The sequence below is a fragment of the Mycobacterium sp. genome (assembly GCF_049683355.1).
Taxonomy (GTDB): domain Bacteria; phylum Actinomycetota; class Actinomycetes; order Mycobacteriales; family Mycobacteriaceae; genus Mycobacterium.
The window spans coordinates 1-3,154 of sequence record NZ_JBAUJB010000174.1; the positions used below are offsets into that span (position 1 = coordinate 1).

Consider the following 3,154-nt stretch of genomic DNA (forward strand, 5'->3'; position numbering starts at 1 on the left):
AGGCCCCACGCCGAGGCCATCGCGTCGAAGTTGCCGCCGACGGTCAGCGTGGCCGACGTCAGCACCGCTGTCGAACGGCCGAACAGGCTGGCGCGCAACAGACCTGCCACCGACAGCGGGGCCACCCGCAGGGTCGAGCGGGCACCGGAGCGGGCGTCCTCGGTCTGTTCGATCCAGACCACGTCGGTGCGGTCGGAGATGGCGGGAACGAACGAACTGAGGATCCGGGACGCGGTGTCGCTGACGTCGGTGAGCGCGGTCGCCGCCTCGGCACGCGCGGCGGCGGCCTTCGGGTCGTTGGGCGCGGTGTCGATCGAGGTCCTGGCCCCGGTTGCGGCGTCACGCAGCACCGTCAGGTAGTTCGCCAGCTCCTCGTCGAGTACGTCGATGCGGCCGGCCCGGGCGTCGAACAGCGCCGACGAGAACGTCGCGATCGCCCCCTCCAGCCGCTGTGCGAGTTCGGGGTCGACGATCCGGGCCGCGCGGCGCTGCGCGATGCCCAGCGACGTCGCCGAGAGCTCCGCGGTCGCGACACCGGTGACCCGATCCACCAGCTCGTGAGCCTCGTCGACGATCAGCAGGTCGTGCTCGGGCAGCACGTTGGCCTCGCCGATGGCGTCGATCGCCAGCAGGGCGTGGTTGGTGACGACGACGTCGGCGTGGCCGGCTCGGTCACGGGCGCGCTCGGCGAAACAGTCGGTGCCGAACGGGCAGCGGGACACGCCGATGCATTCCCGAGCCGACACGCTGACCTGCGACCACGATCGGTCGGGGACCCCGGGGGTCACTTCGTCACGATCGCCGGTCTCGGTGCTCGACGACCACTTGATCAGCCGCGCCACGTCGCGCCCCAGCGCGCTCGCCGCGACGGGGGAGAAGAGTTCCTCCTGCGGCCGGTCCTCGGGTGCCGGGGAGCCGTCGGAGCCTGCCTGGCTTCCGTTGTGAATTTTGTTGAGACACAGGTAGTTCCCCCGGCCCTTCAGAAGAGCGAACTCCGGCCTGCGGGGCAGCGAGCCGGTCAGGGAGTCGGCGAGTCGGGGCAGGTCGCGGTCGACCAGCTGACGTTGCAGCGCGATGGTCGCGGTGGACACGACCACGGGTCGGTGGTCGGCCAGCGAGTGCGCGATCGCGGGCACCAGGTAGGCCAACGACTTTCCGGTGCCGGTGCCCGCCTGTACCGCCAGGTGCTCACCGCGTTCGAACGCGCGTGTCACCGCCTCGGCCATGGCGATCTGGCCGGCGCGTTCTGTCCCTCCCAGTGCGGCCACCGCGTGGGCAAGCAACTCGGTGACGTCAGGCATCCGCGGACCCGTTTCTCAGCGTTCGCGCCGTGTCGGCGCGATCATCCGCGTCGGGATCGCCGGGTCTCCCTTGGAGAGCTTCAGACCGTCCCACGGAAGGCTGTGCAGACCCTCGCTGACGCGTTCCCGCGCGGCACTCAGGTCGAGGTCGCCGATCGGCTCCCCGTCGCGCACCAACGGAACCGTCAGCTGCCGCGAGGCCAGGCCGGCGGAGGGGGGCGGCGGTTCGTCGACCGGGTACACGACTTCCTCGACGACGGTCCCCGATGCTTTGGCCAGCCGGGCGGCGCACTTGCGCCCGCCGTGGGATTCCTTGTGGCTGCTGCGTTTCTCGACGGGGATGCCGTCGACTTCGACCAGCTTGTAGACCATGTTGGCGGTCGGGGCACCCGATCCGGTGACCACCGACGTGCCGACACCGTAGGAGTCGACGGGTTCGGCGCGAAGCGCGGCGATGGCGAACTCATCCAAGTCGCCGGAGACCACGATCCGGGTCTCGGTGGCGCCGAGACCGTTGAGCTGCTCGCGTACCTGGCGGGCCAGCACACCGAGGTCACCGGAGTCGATGCGGACGGCCCCCAGTCGGGGCCCCGCGACCTCCACGGCGTTGGCGACCCCGGCGGTGATGTCGTAGGTGTCCACGAGCAGCGTCGTCTCCACACCCAGCGCCGCGACCTGCGCCCGGAACGCCGCCTTCTCCCAGTCCGATGTCGACTGCCCCTCGCTGTCGCTGGTGTGCAGCAGCGTGAAGGCGTGTGCGCTCGTCCCGAGCGCCGGCACACCGTAGCGGCGCTTGGCCTCCAGGTTCGACGACCCGGCGAATCCGGCGAGGTAGGCCGCGCGTGCCGCTGCGACGGCGGCGTATTCGTGGGTGCGCCGCGAGCCCATCTCGATCAGGGGGCGGCCGTCGGCGGCACCGACCATGCGGGCGGCGGCAGACGCGACGGCGGTGTCATGGTTGAAGATCGACAGTGCCAGCGTCTCGAGCAGCACGCATTCGGCGAAGGTTCCGTGAACGGACAGCACCGGCGACCCGGGGAAGTACAGCTCGCCCTCCGGGTAGCCGTCGATATCGCCGCGAAACCGGTACCCGGCCAGGTACTCGAGGGTGTCGGTGTCCAGGAAATCGTCCAGCGAGCTCAACGTGGACGGATCGAACCTGAACTCCTGCAACGCTTCCACGAGTCTGGCGGTACCGGCGGTGACGCCGTAGCGCCGTCCTTCGGGAAGGCGCCGAGCGAACACCTCGAACGTGGCGTGCCGGTGCGCGGTACCGTCCTGCAATGCCGCGGCGAGCATCGTCAGTTCGTACTTGTCGGTCAGCAACCCCAACGGCAGACCGACAGCCGACGCCCGGGACGATCCAGTCACCCGTCAACCGTATCGGTTCGGCGCCTGGATGCGGCCCCGGTATTCTTGGGCACATGGTCACACCGGCGAAGGCCCGTCCGGGAACCCGCGAAGAACGCGACGTCGCCACCGTCCCCCGGGACGAGGTCGCCCCCGACAGCCCGTGGGTGACGCTGGTCTGGGACGATCCAGTGAACCTGATGACCTACGTGACCTATGTGTTGCAGAAGCTGTTCGGTTACTCCGAACCGCATGCCACCAAGCTGATGCTGCAGGTCCACAATGAGGGCAAGGCGGTGGTCTCGGCGGGCAGTCGGGAGTCGATGGAGATCGACGTGTCCAAGCTCCACGCCGCCGGGTTGTGGGCGACGCTGCAACAGGACCGCTGAGGAGACTGTGCGTAAGTGGAAGCGGGTCGAGGGCGCCGACGGCCCGCGGTTGCGGTCGGCGCTGGCCGCACACGAAGCCGAGTTGTTGAGCAGCCTGGTGACCTCCCTGCTCGG

3 protein-coding genes and 1 pseudogene are annotated in these 3,154 nt (G+C 69.7%); 2 read left to right on the forward strand and 2 right to left on the reverse strand.

Annotation, left to right across the window (positions count from 1 at the left end):
• A partial coding sequence (locus WA944_RS10545; RefSeq protein WP_526646881.1) for an ATP-dependent DNA helicase occupies positions 1 to 1,301 on the reverse strand: 1,301 nt, incomplete at its 3' end.
• 15 nt (positions 1,302 to 1,316) lie between these two features.
• Complete coding sequence (locus tag WA944_RS10550) at positions 1,317 to 2,639, reverse strand: nicotinate phosphoribosyltransferase (RefSeq protein ID WP_526610453.1); 1,323 nt, start codon at positions 2,637 to 2,639, stop codon at positions 1,317 to 1,319.
• A gap of 86 nt (positions 2,640 to 2,725) precedes the next feature.
• On the opposite strand from WA944_RS10550, the gene clpS reads away from it, so the two are divergent.
• Positions 2,726 to 3,040 (forward strand): ATP-dependent Clp protease adapter ClpS, encoded by a 315-nt coding sequence (gene clpS, locus WA944_RS10555; protein ID WP_159230728.1) that lies wholly within the window; start codon positions 2,726 to 2,728, stop codon positions 3,038 to 3,040.
• 7 nt (positions 3,041 to 3,047) lie between these two features.
• Positions 3,048 to 3,154, forward strand: a pseudogene (locus WA944_RS10560) (DUF2017 domain-containing protein); the annotation flags it as partial.